This is a genomic window from Rhizobium sp. YTUHZ045 (assembly GCF_051124255.1).
Lineage (GTDB): Bacteria > Pseudomonadota > Alphaproteobacteria > Rhizobiales > Rhizobiaceae > Rhizobium.
Genome location: NZ_CP101432.1, coordinates 2,384,409 through 2,398,638 on the forward strand (window position 1 = coordinate 2,384,409; position 14,230 = coordinate 2,398,638).

Here is a 14,230-nt window from a genome sequence, read left to right on the forward strand (position 1 = left end):
CGATCGGTGCGCAGATTCCAACGATTAGCCGCCCCTCCTTCGAGGCGCAGCCTCCGAACCTCAGCACGAGAGCCGACCGTTGAACCAGGTGCCAATCAACAGAACGGCTTCATCGTCGAACGGCAACGACCGAGCTGGCGCGGTAGCGTGACAGCTGGACGCGGTTGGATTGGTTGCCGCCGAAGAGATAGACGTATTGGCGCCGCTGATCGAAGTGATCGAACAGGCTGACATGGAACCGCCTGCCGCTTCGGATCACAACGACATCTCCCCGCCTTGCCGAACGAAAGAAGACAGGTTTGCCGAAGCTTTTCCAGGAAACTGCCATATTGGGATTGGGCGGCGGCTGGCGTGACGATCGTTTGGCGACAAAGGCGAGGAATGCTCCGCACCACGACGTTCTGCGGGGATTGATGCTGAGAAATGAAATAGAACGTTCATGCATGCGATTATATTTCGAAGCCGTGACGAGCATGTCGGCCTCACACGGCACGGCAAAAACCGTGAGGGCTATGACGAGAATAATTTTCATTGTTTCTCACCATTGTTTGGACAATTTGAAACATCCGAAATGTGGCGAAGAAAAAATCGCGGCCGGAACGTATATTTGAATCATGGCGGCAATTAGAAGCAATTTGACCGCGTATTTTTCCCGGATTTAAAGAAATAAAACTTAGGCGACCGGCGACGTTACCGGAAAAACGGACGAATATTGGCAATCTCCAGACGCTCAGCTGGCGAAGTCGAAAAATAGAGAATTCGATGTTGGGGGGTGACGAAAGCCCGATGCCATATGGGAGCCGAAGCGGAACAATCCGCCGGCACTCGCAACGATCCGGTGGGACGGCATTAGTTACGAAGGGATTTATATTTCCAGGATCGCATCGAATACTTCGAATGCAGTGGGGTATTTTTCCCGGCCGTCTTTGATCTGGCTCGATCGCAAACTCAGGCTTTAGCTGAAATCGCGCTCAATTCCTCCAGATCGAGATCCCGTTCCAGCTCCTCCAGCGTCTCGTCGTCGATATCACCGGCGCGGTGGAGCCGAATGAGTTCCCGACGGCCGGTCGCAACCGCCTCGAGAACGACATCAAAATGGGCGTGGAGCATCGGGATATAATGTTCCGTTCTCGCGGCGTAATCGACGATAGCAGTGGCTCGGCGTTGGTATCGCTCCAGCAATTGCGGGTGGATGAGATTTCCCTCAGGGTCGTATGCCAGGTTTTGGACGGTTCCAAGCTGCGCCTGCGCCATGGCGGCTTCGGCCTGACTCATTGTGAGACGCGCCCTTTCCGTCTCCGGCTCCACCAGCCGTGCCCAGGCAATAATCCGCCCCAAACTCGTTCCCTGGACGAGCACGGTTCCGACAATGACGGCAAATGATGTTGCGAGGATGAAGTCGCGGCCGGGGAATTCTTCTGGCAGGCTGAGCGCCAGGGCAAGCGTCACCACGCCCCGCACGCCGGCCCAGCTGAGGACGGTGGCGCCGCCGGCGCCCAGCGGCTTGGCGCGTTTGAACCGCAGCGGAGCACAAAGCCGGATGACGATATCTGAGGCGAAGACCCATGCAAAGCGGGCGATCACGAGCGTCACGAGGATCGCCAGCATCGGCAGTCCCATGGTCGCGATAACTGTGGTAAAACCACCGCCGCGCTCAACGACGTCGCGCAACGACAGCCCGATCAATGTAAAAACTGAAGCCTCCATCAGGAAGATCATCACAGTCCAGAACGACGTGCCTCGCATGCGCGTTGCGGCCGAGAATACGGTGTGCTGGTGCCAGGAAGCGATCAGACCCGTGGTAACCGTGGCAATGACGCCGGAAACGTGCAGCAGTTCGCCGAGCAGATAGGATATCCAGGCGAGCAGCACAGTGGCGGCGATGATGAGATATTCGTCGCCCAGGCGCCGGACGAATTTCACCCACACCGTTCCGACAACGACGCCGACGACCGCGCCGCCGAGCGCCAGCACAAGGAAGCTGGCAGCCGCCTCCATCGCGCTGAAACTTCCCGTTGCGGCGGCGGCGACGGCAAAGCGGAAGAGAACCAGACCGCTCGCATCGTTCAGCAAACTCTCGCCTTCCAGCAGAATCTGCAGCCGCCGCGGCAACCTGACGCGCTCCAGCACGGCACGGGCCGACACCGCATCAGGCGGTGCAACGATCGCGCCAAGTGCTGCACAGGCGGCCCAGGGAAGTGACGGAAAGAGAAGATGAGTCACGACGGCCACGACGGCACAGGTGAAGAATACTGCTCCGACGGCGAGCGAGGCAATGCCGATCATATGGCGCCGCAGCCTCACGAGAGCAATGGCCCAGGCGCCGTCCATCAAGAGCGGTGGCAGGAAGATGACAAGCACCAGCCCGGGATCGACGGTGATCGCCGGCAGCCCCGGCACGAAGGCCAGCAGAGCGCCGCCGGCCAGCAGCGCCACGGACGGCGGCAGTCCCAGCCTGTGGGCAGCGTAATGCAGCGCGATGATCGCGAGAAACATCGCAATGACCAGCTCGAACAATTGAGTGGGTTCCATCTCGCTTGGCCCCGCCTAAATACTGATTTCGGATGCCTACTACATAATTTTCAGGACCGAAATCGATTCATTCCGAACTCCTCGCGGCAGGCATGTCGGGGCCGACAGTCATGCTTCGCTTCGCCACGAAAAGATTGCACCGACACGAATTTACTTGCCCTTCTCCAATGCGGCATATGTTTCTGTCTGTAAGCAAGCGGCGTGAGCGGGGAAACATGACTTCAACACATGCGGACAAGAGCAGTGACCTCGGCAGTCGGAGCGGCTTTGTCGGATTGGTCGTCGGTGCGGTCGGCGTCGTATATGGCGATATCGGCACCAGCCCGCTCTACGCCTTTCGCGAGGCGCTCAGGCCTTTTGCTGCCGATGGCATACACGAGCCGGAAGTGATCGGCCTGATCTCTCTGATGGTCTGGACGCTAACCGTTATCGTGACTTTCAAATATGTGCTGTTCCTTCTCAGGGCGGACAATGACGGCGAAGGTGGCACCCTCTCGCTTCTTGCCCTCCTGATGAAGAAGATGGGGCGAAACGTGCCGGTCCTGTTCTTCGCCGGGCTGATCGGGGCAGCCCTCTTCATCGGCGATGCAATGATCACGCCTGCCCTCTCGGTCATGTCAGCGCTCGAAGGTTTGAAGCTGGTCACGCCGACCTTTGCCGATTATGTCCCGCTCGCCTCGGCTGCGATCATGATCGTTCTCTTTGCCGCGCAGTCGAGGGGGACTGCAGCTGTCTCCATGTTTTTCGGGCCGATAACGGTCTTATGGTTTCTGGCCATGGCTGCCGGCGGCTTGATCCATATCGGCGACGACTGGAGGATTCTGGCCGCCCTCAATCCGATCAATGCGCTTTCGTTCCTCGCTCATGCCGGCACGGTCGGCCTTATCGTGCTCGGCGCCGTCTTTCTGACGGTGACGGGTGCCGAAGCGCTCTATGCCGATCTCGGACATTTCGGCCGCCGTCCCATCCAGACGGCATGGTTCGTGCTCGTCTTTCCCGCATTGCTCTTGAACTATCTCGGCCAGGGCGCGCTCGTTCTCGCCCATCCCGAAACGGCCACCAACCCATTCTTTCTGATGTATCCCGATTGGATCCTGTTGCCAGTTGTCATACTCGCGACGATGGCAACGATCATCGCCAGCCAGGCCGTCATCACCGGCGCGTTTTCTCTCGCCCGCTCGGCGGTTCATCTCGGCTTCCTGCCGAGGCTGCGGATCAAATTCACGTCCGAGACCAACACGGGCCAAATCTACGTACCGAGCGTCAATCTCCTCCTGCTGGTCGGCGTGCTGATGCTGATCTTCTCCTTTGGCGACTCCGAGTCGCTGGCGACTGCCTACGGTATATCGGTGACTGGAACCATGGTCATCTCGACCATGCTGTCCTTCCAATTCCTGCGGGCTGTCTGGGGCTACTCGCTCATGCTAGCCGCCATGCTGCTGCTGCCCCTCTTCATTATCGAAGTCTTGTTCCTGGCAGCCAATCTGCTGAAGATCCACGATGGCGGCTGGGTTCCGGTCGCCCTGGCGCTGGCGATCATGATTTTGATGTGGACTTGGACCCGTGGGCAGGCCTACCTCAAGAGACTGCGGGCCAACAACGAAATTCCGCTCGATTCCTTCATCCGGTCGATCGAGCGGAAGTCGGATCATTCACCGGTTACCGTTCCGGGAACGGCGGTTTTTCTTACCAGCGTGCCAGACCGGACGCCGAACGTTCTGCTCCACAATCTCAAGCACAATCATGTGCTCCACGAACAGAACGTCATCTTGACTGTCTGGACCGAGGACGAACCCTATGTTCCCGACAACAGGCGCATCAAGATAAGCCAGCTCTCGCCGCGTTTCGTGCGTCTCGATATCACCTTCGGCTTCATGGACGATCCTGATGTCACCAGGGCGCTGGCGCTCTGCAGAGAAGGAGGTTTCAAGTTCGAGATCATGAAAACGTCCTTCTATCTCGGCCGCCGCAACCTCGTCAGGACGCCGAACACCGGCCTGCCCGGCTGGCAGGAACGCATATTCATGGCGCTGGAAGGCTTTGCCATCGATCCCTCCGACTATTTCAACCTGCCGTCAAACCGCGTTGTCGAGCTTGGCGAACAGGTTGCCATCTAAGGTCTGATGGCATCGCCCTGCTTCGCGCCGACAGCCTCGTCACCGTGATCATTGCCGGGATTTAACTGGAAGTGCCGGCCTATCCCCCTTACACGCCAGGTCTTGAGACAAAGGAGGACATATGAAGAGGCGCACTCTTGTACTTGGCGGCGCCGCGATTGCCGCATCCTCGGTTGTTGCGACGGCAATCTGGCCGCGGCGGCATGTCGTGGCGGCAGCCAGGACATTCGACTGGAAGGGCACTGATTTCCTGAGCGGCGGCACCAAGTCTGTCGCCCTGGAAAAGCTGCCCGCGCCGCTCTTCCGCACTCGCCCGAATTGCGTCGTGACCCTGGCCCAGACCCTTGGCCCCTGCCATGTCAACGACGTCCCGGCCCGCCAGGACATCTCTGAAGGACAAGCCGGACTGCCGTTGCGGCTGGCCCTCCGTATCGTCCATGCCGCCGACTGCCGGCCGGTCGAAAACGCCGACATCGAAATCTGGCATACCGATCACCGTGGCATCTATTCCGGCCGAGAGGCTGCGAAGATGTGTACGCTTGGTGACGCCGAGGCAATCAGCGGGCTCGCCTTTCGCGGTCGCCAACTGACCGACGAGGCCGGGCAGGCAAGTTTTTTGACCGCCTATCCGGGATGGTATAGTGGCCGCACGCCGCATGTTCATTGCCGCATCCTCGCGGACGGCAAGGAGCTTCTCGTCAGCCAAGTCTATTTCGACGATGCTCTGAGCGACATCATCTATGGTGAGCATCCCGACTATCGTGGACGCCCCCGCCGCGATACGCGCAACGACGACGACGGCCTCATTCCGCAGGACGCCACCGATCACATCTTTGATTTTGAAAAGCTTGGTGGCGGCGTGCTTTCCGCCACGATTACGATCGGCCTCTCTTCCTGAGCCGATGGCGGCGAGCGACAAGAGAGCCTTTTTACCGAACGCTGCTCGGCGACCTCTGATGCCGCCACGGCTTCTCGCCGTAGCGGCGATGCTCCCGGCTATCCTCAGTGCAGCATGCCGTGTTGAATGATAGAGACGATCAGCGGATCCGCTTCTGAATGATGCAACGGCTGAGGCGTGATCTCATCGTGTGAAATTTCGCTGCCGTTTTCCGGGCCAGCAAGATCGGCGGCTTCGATGGTGACGCCGTGATCGCCGTTGCCAAATGTCGACCCGTGCTTTTCGACAGCAGCCTTGCCGAAGTGACGAAGCAGCAGGGTTTCATCCGATATGCCGTTTTCCCAGATTGGATTGTCATGATGAGCGCCGACTTTATCCGCTGCAATCTTGTCGGCAGCAAGTTTCAGGTCGTTGTGAGATGTGAGCCCGGTGTCCGATACGAGGCTGACGCTCGCATCGGCGGCGGAGAGACCGTCGGCGCTTGCAAGCGTGGTAGGACCTTCTTCGATGGTCGTGTTATCGCTGACGGGAAAAGTGCCTGCAGCGATGATCGAGGGGGAGATGCTGTACGGCGTAACATCGCTCGCAATGAAATTGTCATGGAAGGATCCGGATGCCGGCCGGTCGACCTTCAATGCCGCTTGGGTAAGATCATCGAAGAGGTTGCCTGATATATCGATGCCCTCGCGAACATAGGTCGTCGTGCCGGCGGAGCTGACCGCTACGCCCCAGACGCCGTCATGGATATAGTTGCCTGTTATATCGTAGTTGCGCGTATCGCCCGAGTCGCCGAGACCGATGGCGTAAGACCAGCTGTAGCCGCCATAGCCGGAGATATCATTGTCCTGGATCGCGATATTCGTGCCGGCTTGCGCGCTGATCCCGAAGCCGCCGCCAATGATGGTGTTCCCCTCGATCACAGCGTCCACAGGTCGGATGAGCGTCAGCACGCCCTTTGGCGTCACCGCACCCGTCTGATCGAGATAATTGCCGCTGATGACGATGTTGCTGCTGTCGTTTATCTGGACGGCATCCGCCGTGGTGCCGTGGGCGTTAGTGACGGTGTTGTTGAGGAGAGTGACGCCGTTGATCTTCTCAATCCACATGCCGTCGCCGTTGACATCATTGATCGTGCTGTTTTCGATAGTGATGTTCGAGCCGGTCCTGATGCTGATGGAACCGGCCTTGCCCGCCAAACCGGTGTGGTCGACCTCGACATTGTTGATCGTCCAGTTCGAAACATAACCGCCATAGATAGCCGCGCCACCGGTGTCGGTGATCTTGATGTTCTCGATGACGATGTTCGAGGTGTAAAGGCTGTGAATGCCGTCGCCCGGGCTATGAATGACCGGAGCGTCGCCGATCCCGTAGCTGCCGATGGTGATCGGGGCGTCGACAGTGCCGGAATATTTGAGATCGAGCTGGTCGTTAAACACGCTTCCGGCGGCAAGAAGCACGCTGTCGCCCGGCTGGAGTTTCAGGTTTTCCACCGCCCAGAACGATGCGAAGGGGGAATCCTCGCTTGTTCCGGTGTTCGAGTTGGAACCGGTCGCTGAATTCACATAATAGACTGTCATATCGCCTTGTTCTCACATTGTCGCGCAGTCGACTGGCTCGACTGCAACGAGTGGATCGGATGTGCGATCGGGACTAAGGCCGAAAACGCCCCCAATGCTGCGGTTACAGCGATCGAAGGCCCATGGGCCTGCCTTGGTCCCGAGAAGCGCCTGGCGGTGGCGGCACCCTCAAGGCTACAACCTTACCGAAAATAATCCATCGAACAACGACCAAAAGGTGAATGAACGGTATCGGACTGCCTGCGGGCAAGGGCTGTTGAAATGATGTTGACCGCGGTCTTGCCGGTTCCCGGTGCACTTTGAATGCGATTGTGGCTCATCGTGAGACACCGCAATGTTCCGAAGGCAAAGGCGGGGTAAGAACGCCAGACCCGTGTACCCGCTCGATGCACGATCAGGGCGCAATTCTGGTGAATGTTGCGTTCATTCGGCCGCGGCTGGTCGTCAATCCAGTCCCGCAGCAGCAAAGCGGCCGGCTGGCGCTCATGAAACCCCGGAAATTATCCGGGATTTCTCTTTGGTTCAGTTTCAGCTGCGCGCCCTCAGCTCAGCAAGCTATCCATATGGAGGTAGACGGTCAGCGTATCGCCGTCGCTGTGGTACGAGTTTCCATCGTCGATCCCGTAGCTGAAGGTCTCGCTCACATGTCCGTCATGGTCATGGTCGGGGAGCTTCGTTTCATCGAGCGTGTAGGCATAGTTGCCCTCCCGGTCCACGTGGATGACGCCGTAGTCGCCGGTCAGCGTCAGGCCGTCCTTGCCCACGCTTTCGTTACCGAAGCGGCGCAGCACCAGAGTCCCGTTATCGGAGCTGTCGTTTTCGAGGAGATTGCCGCGGTGGGCGTCGCCCGTATCCGTGAGAATCTTCAAATTGTCGTGGACGGCGACAACCGCCGGATCCGCCGACGCCTCTGTGACTGCGGCAGTCGTGACAACCGGGCTTGCCAGCGCCGTCTCGACATTGGCGACCGTATGGTTGTTGCTGACAGTGAAGGTGTGCGCGTCGACGATCGAAGGCGATATGCTGGTGGCGTTGGTGCCGCTCTCGATTGTATTGTTGGAGAAGGAGCCGGAGGCCGGTCTGTCGACCTTCAGCGCCGACTGCGAGAGGTCGTCGAAGACATTGTCGTGGACCTTGATATTCGTGCGGGTATAGCTCGGAGCGTCGGCGGGGGCGGTAATGACGACGCCCCAGGCGCCATCGTGGATGTGGTTGCCCGCAATATCGTAGTCTCTCGCATTCCCGTCATCACCGAGACCGACGGCGAAGGACCAGTTGTAACCGTGAAATCCCGATATATCGTTGTCGCGGATGGCGACGTTCTTGCCCGCTTGTGCGCTGATGCCGAAGCCGCCGCCGCTCAGCGTATTATCCTCGACCACCGCGTTCACCGGCCTGATGAGCACGAGGACGCCCTTTGGGCTATCGGCTTGCGTCTGATCGAGATGATTGCCTTGGATCAGGATGCTGCTGCTGTCGTTCACCTGGACGGCATCGGCCTTGGCGCCGTGGCTGTTCGTCACCGTATTGTTGAGAAGTTTGAGGCCCTCGACCTTGTCGATCCAGATGCCGTCGCCTTTAGCGTCCGAAATCTTGCTGCTTTCGATCTTGATGTTCTTGCTGTTGCGGAAATTCATGGCGCCTGTTTCACCCGACAATCCCGCCTTGTCGACTTCCACATGGCGAACCGCCCAGTTCGAAACACTGCCGCCAGAGATGGCCGAACCACCGCTGTTTGTTATTTTAAGGTTCTCGATAACAATGTTCGATGCATAAAGGCTATGAATGCCATCCCCGCCACTATGGATGACGGGTGCCGCACCCGTCCCGTAACTGCCGATCTTGATCGGCGCGCTCTCGCTACCGGAATATTTGATATCGAATTGTTCGTTGAACACGCTCCCCTTGGCGAGCAGCACGGTGTCGCCTGGTTTCAGCGCTAAGGATTCCACTTTGGATAAAGTCGCAAAAGCCGAGTTCTGGTTCGTCCCACTGTTGCGGTCGGAGCCAGTTGCTGAGTTCACATAGTAGATTGTCATATCGCCAATGTTGCCCTGTTCGTCGGATCGCTATGTCGCCACTGAGACCGGCCGGGATCGGCAAATCGCCTGCGGCGGGGGCAACCGTCCACGGCAAGAAGGCGAGAAGATGTTATCAATGCGGCAGCGGACGGTTTACGGGCTTTACTCCACAGGCAACGGCGCCGGGTCCGATAAGGCGCTGAAAAGCTGCAACTAGAATCGAAAAACCAGCGACTTAAAGGCGAATAAATCGGAGAGCAGCGTGGCGGCAGATATCTCTCCTTCAGGCTACACCGCAGTGATTCTGCTCTCGCTTCCGCTGAAGCCACAGCACCACGCATGCCGATCAGCCCATTGGTAAGAGGGCTCGAGGGGCCGTCTCGAATCATGGGGCGGAGTGATCATCTCAGCGCCATTTCCCCCTCGCCTGCAAAGCAGAAGTCAGCGGCAGCCGCGTGGCGGCAATCGCCGGCAAGGCGCCGCCGAGTATGCCGATCGCAAGGCCGAGCAGGCCGGCGGTGAAGACCACGTCCGGAGCGACGTCGAGCTGAAAGGCCATCCTGGTATTGTTGGCGCCCATAGTGCTTGCCTGCCAACCGTCGAAAGTGAGCTTGGAGGCGAAGACACCGAGGCCGGCCCCCACCGCCGACAGCAGCACCGCCTCCACCCAGGTAGCGGCGAAGGCAGGCAGGCGGGCAAAGCCGAGGAGGCGCAGCGTAGCGATCTCAACGCTGCGGTCGGAAACCGAACTCATCATCGTATTCAAGGCACCCGCCGACGCACCGATCGCCATCAGCAGCGCGATAGGCCAGCCGAACAGGCGGATCAGGCTCTCGGTGCGCTCGGCCTGGCCGGCGTAGAGCCCAATCTCGGAAACGGCCACGAGCGGCGTGCCGGGCAAGGCCGACAACCGATCACGCAATGCCGCCAGTGCTCTTGCGGGATCGCCTTCCCCGTCGAGCCGCACACGCAGGCTCTGCACCTGCCTCTGCCGGTCGAAAGCCGATTGCACCGTCTCCAGATCCGCCCAGATCTCGGATTCAAAGGCGCTGCCGTCTGAAGTGAAATGCCCGACGATCCTCCAGTCGAGCGCGCCGAGGCGGATCGTGTCGCCAACCGCGAAACCCGGAAAAGTATCGGCGATGCGGGCACCGACGACGATCTCACGCGCGCCTTGCGAAAACAGCCGCCCCCGCGAAAGCCGCGCGCGTTCACGCAAGCCGGGGCCTGCCGGATCCATGCCTCTGAGCGACAGCGTCTGCTCGACGCCTTCGCCTTGTCTGACATCGACGGGAACGACGGTCTCGCGCGACAATGCAGGCCCGCTCGCGCCGTCGCGCGCGATCCCGGTCTCGCCGATCATGGCCGCAAGGCTGCGGATTGCCTCGGCCGGCACCTCCGAACCAGTCTCCTGGTTGGTGCCGCCGCCGAGAATAACGGCGATAGCAGGCGAGCCGGCGCCGGCGAGCGCGACCTCGAAGCCGCGCGCCATTGCCAGGAAACCTGCGAGCACCGCCACGACGAGAGCGACCGACAGCACCATCGATAACGAGATCCACAGCCGTCGCGGCAAGCTGCCAAGGTTGACTCTGATCATAAGAAAGGTCTGCTTGAGCGTTGATGACATTGGATTATCTCGTTCTGAAGGCGTTGACGATGGGCAGGCGCACGGCGGTCACCGCAGGCAGCAGCCCGGTCAGCAGGCCAAGCCCCGCTATGATGGCGAGAGATTTCGCAAGCACGGCCGTGCCGAAGACGAGGCCGAACTCCGGTCCGATGGACAGCGCCGCAAGCTTGGCGAGAACAAGTCCGCCCGCGCCGCCGACAAAAAAGATAAACAATGACTCGCCAAGAATGAGCGCGAGAATCCGAGAACTGGAAAAGCCGAGTACCTTCAAGACGCCGATCTCGAAACGCCGCTCTCTCACCGCAAAGAGCATGGTGTTGACCGCGATCATCAGGATGGTGACGAAGGCCGCCCCCACGACGAGGCTCACGATCAGGCCGATATCAGCGAATTGCCGGAGAAACGCTTCAAGGAACTGCTTTTCCGACTGCGTCCTCGTCTGCGCCGCCGAATTGGCGAATAGAGCATCGATCCGCGCTGCCACGACACTTGGTGGCACGCCCGGGCGCGGACGTACCACAAAGGCGTCAACCGTATCCTTGTCGCGCGCACGAGCGGCATTGAGGGCGTCGTAGCGGGCGAGCATGAAATAGGTATCGGTGCTGGCGTCCGCGCCCTCAAAAATACCCGCGATCGTGAAGCTCCAATTGCGGCTGCCGTCAGCCCGGGCAAGCTGACCGGTAAAGCCGATGCGCTGGCCGATCGACCAGCCCTCGGCTTCCGCCAGTGCCCTGCCGACCAGCACCCGATCACCGGCCTCTTCCAATGCCGCGATCAACTTCGGCGTCAGTTTGAGCTCGTCGCCGTTGGCCGCGGCAATGGCCTGTGGATCGACGGCGCTGACGGCAACCACATTCTTTTCGACCTCGACGAAGCCCCGCATGCGCGCGGTATAGGCGACTGCGGCGACATCCCGGTCGGCCGCGATCCGGTTGAGATAAGCAAGCGGCAATGGCAGCCCGCGGTTCGCTTTGTTGAAGACGCCGAGCAGATTGTCGCTGGCGCCGGCCGCTCCTTGGCTGCCGCTGACGAAGCTCGCCGTAAGTCCGTAGATCAGGAAGGCGACGCCGACTGAAAACATTAGCAAAATGGCGCGCAGCCGCTTGCGCCAGACATTGCGCCGCATGAGCTGAAAGAAGGTCATCGGCCCGTCCTTTCCTCGCTGACGAATTCGCCCTTGTTGAGATGCAGCGTGCGACGAGCAAAGGAAGCGGCCTCGGGATCATGCGTGACCATGATGATGGTCTTCTGAAGCTCGCGATTGAGAAAACTCAGCATCTCCAAGATGTCATCGGCCGATCTGCGATCGAGATCGCCGGTCGGCTCGTCGCAGAGAATAAGATCTGGATCGGTCACGATGGCGCGGGCAATGCCGACGCGCTGCTGCTGCCCGCCCGACATGCTCGATGGAAACTGCCGCTGGCGGCCCGCAAGTCCGACGAGATCCATGACCGTATCGACGCGAGCCCGTCGCTCCTTGCAGCCGAGCGGCTTCAACAACAGCGGCAGCTCGATGTTCTCCGCCGCGTTCAGCATCGGCAGCAGATTGTAAAACTGGAAGACGATGCCCATGGCGTGTGCCCGCCAGACCGCCCTTGCTCCTTCGCCCATCTGCTCGAGATGGCTGCGGCCGACCCTGATTTCACCGGCATCCGGGCTGTCGATACCACCGAGCATGTTGAGCAATGTCGATTTCCCGGAACCGGAGGGTCCCATGACAGCAACGAAATCGCCGCGCGGAACGAAGAGATCGAGCCCGGAAAAGATCGGAATCGTCTCCGCTCCGATTCTGAAGGACTTGCTGACGCCGACAAGGGCGATATAGGGTTCTGTGGTGTCTGTCATGGTTCTGCTCCTTGGTGGTCTGCTGGTTGTGGGCTCGAAGGTTCGCGACGTGGAAACCGATCAGCCCTCATCTTGAGATACGCAGGCCAGCGGCCGGAGCCTCGAAGGACGAGGCGGCGTGCTGAGCCTCCTCGCCGACCACCAGCCGGATGCGCGCCGCCATTGCAGGCCGCATGCCCGGCGGCGGCGAAGAGGGCGACAAGCGCAACGTCACCGTGCCCTTCTCCTTGGAAAGGACCGGTGCAATTTTCGCCACTTCGACCGCGAAGGGCTTATCGGGGAAGCCTTCGAGCACGGCCTCGCCGTTGAGACCCGGACGCAGCAGCGCCATATTGGCCTCGGCCACATCGGCATCGATGGCCAGGCTTGCGGAATCGGTGATGGCAAGCAGGCTTTCGTTCTCCCGCACGCTATCCTCGCGCGACAGTACGGTGTCGCCGACATGCGCATTGAGCCGCGTCACTGTGCCGGAAATCGGCGCCCGCACGGTCAGTGCCTCCATCTGCTCGCGCGCCCTGTCGATATCGAGCTTCGCCTTTTCGAGATCCTGCCTTGCCAGTGCCGCGGCATTGCCGGCCGTATCGAAGGCCGTGCGCGCTGCCTCCAGCGCCTCGGCCGATATGGCGTCACGCCCAGCCAACCGCTCCGCACGATCCAGCGAAGACCGCGCCTGGACGAGCGTAATATTCCGAGCCTCCAGCGCCAGTTCCGCCGCCCGCCCTGCTATATAAGCGCCCCGGAGCACGAAGCGTGCGCCGGCATCATCAAGCCGAACGAGCACCTGGCCGGCCACGACCGGATCGCCCGCCTCGACCTCGATGGCGACGATCCGCCCCGCATATTTGGAAAAAACGGTGGCGATGTCGGGTGCCACGACATAACCGGAGCCTGTGATCTCGCGGCTTGGCGTACCCCGGGTCGGTGCGACGATGCCCGGAGTTGGCGTGGCGTCGTCAACCGCCGCATCCTCAGGCAAACTCGTGACTGGCAACGCCGCTCCACCAGCCGGTAACGCTGCGTCATCGCCCACAAGCCTTGCAAGCGCCACCCCGATCCGCTCGAGCGCATCCGGCCGGTAATGAAGAACCGCCGCCAGCGACACCGCCCCCGCAAGGGCCAGCATCGTTGGCGTTCTCAGCCGCCGGGCTCGGCGCTCCTGCGGCTTTGTCTCCAAGGCCGCGGGCTCGATCGAAAGCGATCTGAGCCTGGCGGCAAGGTGTCGTTCATGTTCCGATGTCGTGTTCATGCCTACAGAATGACCGCGGGCGAAAAAACCGCGACCTGGAACATGTTTCAGGCATGCCTCGATCGCGATTGTGTACGTGGTGGCTGCACTATCGGCGGCCGTGACTGCGCATGCGCCTCACCCAACAACTGTATTGCCGTGTGGCACCCCCCTCTGCCCTGCCGGGCATCTCCCCCACAAGGGTGGAGATCGGCAAGAGGCTTGACCATTGGTCCCTCTCCAACGGCATCGACAATTACAATGCTTTCGTTATTTGGGGCTTTAGTTGTTTGAGGAAGCCATCTCGCCCAGCCAATCTCCCCCCTTTGTGGGGGAGATGCCCGGCAGAGCAGAGGGGGGTGTCCCACGGCACGCCCGCCACAACAAT

General features: G+C 60.3%; 10 protein-coding genes. 2 read left to right on the plus strand and 8 right to left on the minus strand.

Annotated features, from left to right (window positions below; translation table 11 throughout):
• Positions 1–109: 109 nt before the first annotated feature.
• Together NMA58_RS12140 and NMA58_RS12145 are read right to left on the minus strand one after the other, a co-directional pair.
• On the minus strand, positions 110–532 hold the full coding sequence (locus tag NMA58_RS12140) for a TIGR02594 family protein (RefSeq protein WP_085778563.1): 423 nt from the start codon (positions 530–532) through the stop codon (positions 110–112).
• Between the two features lie 416 nt (positions 533–948).
• Positions 949–2,532, minus strand: a complete 1,584-nt coding sequence (locus NMA58_RS12145; protein ID WP_434710213.1) for a Na+/H+ antiporter — start codon at positions 2,530–2,532, stop codon at positions 949–951.
• Positions 2,533–2,747: 215 nt separating this feature from the next.
• Here NMA58_RS12145 and NMA58_RS12150 point away from each other — a divergent pair, with 215 nt between their 5' ends.
• Positions 2,748–4,649: a potassium transporter Kup gene (locus NMA58_RS12150; protein WP_430960771.1), complete on the plus strand. Its 1,902-nt coding sequence runs from the start codon at positions 2,748–2,750 to the stop codon at positions 4,647–4,649.
• Positions 4,650–4,770: 121 nt separating this feature from the next.
• Positions 4,771–5,547: a protocatechuate 3,4-dioxygenase gene (locus NMA58_RS12155; protein WP_434710216.1), complete on the plus strand. Its 777-nt coding sequence runs from the start codon at positions 4,771–4,773 to the stop codon at positions 5,545–5,547.
• Between the two features lie 104 nt (positions 5,548–5,651).
• On the opposite strand, the gene NMA58_RS12160 is transcribed toward NMA58_RS12155, so the two are convergent.
• The 6 genes from NMA58_RS12160 to NMA58_RS12185 all read right to left on the minus strand — a co-directional run bounded on the left by NMA58_RS12160 (position 5,652) and on the right by NMA58_RS12185 (position 13,863).
• Positions 5,652–7,124: a right-handed parallel beta-helix repeat-containing protein gene (locus NMA58_RS12160; protein WP_434710218.1), complete on the minus strand. Its 1,473-nt coding sequence runs from the start codon at positions 7,122–7,124 to the stop codon at positions 5,652–5,654.
• Between the two features lie 542 nt (positions 7,125–7,666).
• Entirely contained in the window at positions 7,667–9,163 is a 1,497-nt protein-coding gene (locus tag NMA58_RS12165; RefSeq protein WP_434710220.1) for a right-handed parallel beta-helix repeat-containing protein, read from the minus strand.
• A gap of 388 nt (positions 9,164–9,551) precedes the next feature.
• On the minus strand, positions 9,552–10,772 hold the full coding sequence (locus NMA58_RS12170) for an ABC transporter permease (protein WP_434710222.1): 1,221 nt from the start codon (positions 10,770–10,772) through the stop codon (positions 9,552–9,554).
• Between the two features lie 4 nt (positions 10,773–10,776).
• On the minus strand, positions 10,777–11,916 hold the full coding sequence (locus NMA58_RS12175) for an ABC transporter permease (protein ID WP_434710224.1): 1,140 nt from the start codon (positions 11,914–11,916) through the stop codon (positions 10,777–10,779).
• On the minus strand, positions 11,913–12,617 hold the full coding sequence (locus NMA58_RS12180) for an ABC transporter ATP-binding protein (RefSeq protein ID WP_434710226.1): 705 nt from the start codon (positions 12,615–12,617) through the stop codon (positions 11,913–11,915). The genes NMA58_RS12175 and NMA58_RS12180 overlap by 4 nt, the downstream gene beginning before the upstream one ends.
• Before the next feature lie 67 nt (positions 12,618–12,684).
• Positions 12,685–13,863 carry an efflux RND transporter periplasmic adaptor subunit gene (locus NMA58_RS12185; RefSeq protein ID WP_434710228.1) on the minus strand — a complete coding sequence of 393 codons (1,179 nt, stop codon included), beginning with the start codon at positions 13,861–13,863 and terminating at the stop codon, positions 12,685–12,687.
• Positions 13,864–14,230 lie beyond the last annotated feature (367 nt).

Bases quoted from the DNA above. Each gene is read 5' to 3' on its own strand.
- NMA58_RS12180 (WP_434710226.1), bottom strand. From the start codon at position 12,617: ATGACAGACACCACAGAACCCTATATCGCCCTTGTCGGCGTCAGCAAG.
- NMA58_RS12150 (WP_430960771.1), top strand. From the start codon at position 2,748: ATGACTTCAACACATGCGGACAAGAGCAGTGACCTCGGCAGTCGGAGC.
- NMA58_RS12140 (WP_085778563.1), bottom strand. From the start codon at position 532: ATGAAAATTATTCTCGTCATAGCCCTCACGGTTTTTGCCGTGCCGTGT.
- NMA58_RS12185 (WP_434710228.1), bottom strand. From the start codon at position 13,863: ATGAACACGACATCGGAACATGAACGACACCTTGCCGCCAGGCTCAGA.
- NMA58_RS12170 (WP_434710222.1), bottom strand. From the start codon at position 10,772: ATGTCATCAACGCTCAAGCAGACCTTTCTTATGATCAGAGTCAACCTT.
- NMA58_RS12165 (WP_434710220.1), bottom strand. From the start codon at position 9,163: ATGACAATCTACTATGTGAACTCAGCAACTGGCTCCGACCGCAACAGT.
- NMA58_RS12155 (WP_434710216.1), top strand. From the start codon at position 4,771: ATGAAGAGGCGCACTCTTGTACTTGGCGGCGCCGCGATTGCCGCATCC.
- NMA58_RS12175 (WP_434710224.1), bottom strand. From the start codon at position 11,916: ATGACCTTCTTTCAGCTCATGCGGCGCAATGTCTGGCGCAAGCGGCTG.
- NMA58_RS12160 (WP_434710218.1), bottom strand. From the start codon at position 7,124: ATGACAGTCTATTATGTGAATTCAGCGACCGGTTCCAACTCGAACACC.
- NMA58_RS12145 (WP_434710213.1), bottom strand. From the start codon at position 2,532: ATGGAACCCACTCAATTGTTCGAGCTGGTCATTGCGATGTTTCTCGCG.